The sequence below is a fragment of the Clostridium sp. AM58-1XD genome (genome assembly GCF_003464085.1).
Taxonomy (GTDB): Bacteria; Bacillota; Clostridia; order Lachnospirales; family Lachnospiraceae; genus Lachnoclostridium_A.
In genome coordinates this window covers 1-615 of the sequence record NZ_QSDR01000085.1, presented here as the reverse complement: position 1 = coordinate 615, position 615 = coordinate 1, and the positions used below count along the sequence as shown (strand labels likewise).

General features: G+C 38.2%; 1 pseudogene. It reads right to left on the bottom strand.

Features of this window, described 5'->3' with window-relative positions:
• Window positions 1-185: 185 nt before the first annotated feature.
• Window positions 186-604 (bottom strand): annotated as a pseudogene (locus DXA13_RS22240) (16S rRNA (cytidine(1402)-2'-O)-methyltransferase); the annotation flags it as partial.
• Window positions 605-615 lie beyond the last annotated feature (11 nt).

Below are 615 nucleotides of genomic sequence, written 5' to 3'. Positions count from 1 at the left end.
ATGTTTATTATATAAAAATCAAAAAAATGTTTATTATATAAAAATCAAAAAACATCACATTTATAAACATTATAAATTTAAGAACAAGGTCTTTCCTGGAAAGTAAAAGAAGACTGCATGATTGAAGATTCCTCTTATCTTCAATCATGCAGCTTCTATATTTAAAAACGTAATTCCTGCTTTATTCAAGTATGCAGATACTGATAAATATCTCTTTTGCTTACGCCCCGGTCCTTTGCTACCAGCTTCATCGCCTCTTTTTGGCTGGCTCCCTGTTTTAAATAGATCTCCATATGTTCTTCAATCGTCATCTCTTCCCATGACTTTCTCTTTTCTTCTTCCAGCTCTTCCGGATTTCTTCCTTCTATGACAATTACACATTCACCTTTCGGCTCTTCCTTCTGGTAATGTTCCAGGCTTCGGAAAATGTGGTCCGAAATGCCGTTTCATACCTCTTTGTCAACTCACGGCAGATCGTAATTCTGCGCTCTCCCAGCGCCTCAAAGACATCCCCCAAGGTCTTAACAAGGTGATGGGGGGCTTCATAAATGATCATTGTTCTCGTCTCGTTTTTTAACTCCGAAAGGATTCTCAGACGCTCCTTTTATCCGCTTT